This window comes from Variovorax sp. P4_D9, assembly GCF_056401695.1.
Map to the genome: position 1 here is coordinate 1 of NZ_JBFUIU010001789.1, position 501 is coordinate 501.

The window sequence follows — 501 nt, forward strand, 5'->3', positions numbered from 1 at the left end:
GGCGTCAACACGCCCGAAGGGGCGGCCATCATCGACGGCTTCCTGCGCTACGCCATTCCGGCGGGCAACCGGCTGGAACTGTTCCTGGGCGCGGCCATCGGCGCGATCACCTTCAGCGGCTCGGTGATTGCCTTCGGCAAGCTCTCGGGCAAGTACAAGTTCCGCCTGTTCCAGGGCGCGCCGGTGCAGTTCAAGGGCCAGCACATGCTGAACCTGGTGCTGGGCCTGCTGACCATTGGGCTCGGCCTCCTGTACATGGCGACCGAGAGCTGGCCCGCCTTCCTCGCGATGGTGCTGCTGGCGTTTGTCATGGGCGTGCTGATCATCATCCCGATCGGCGGCGCCGACATGCCGGTGGTGGTGTCGATGCTCAACAGCTACTCGGGCTGGGCGGCCGCGGGCATCGGCTTCAGCCTGAACAACGCGATGCTGATCGTGGCGGGCTCGCTGGTGGGCTCCTCGGGTGCGATCCTGAGCTACATCATGTGCAAGGCGATGAAC

General features: G+C 65.7%; 1 protein-coding gene. It reads left to right on the forward strand.

Annotation, left to right across the window (positions count from 1 at the left end; genetic code table 11):
* On the forward strand, positions 1–501 hold a 501-nt coding region (locus AC1DY5_RS58355), incomplete at both ends, for an NAD(P)(+) transhydrogenase (Re/Si-specific) subunit beta (RefSeq protein WP_478123143.1).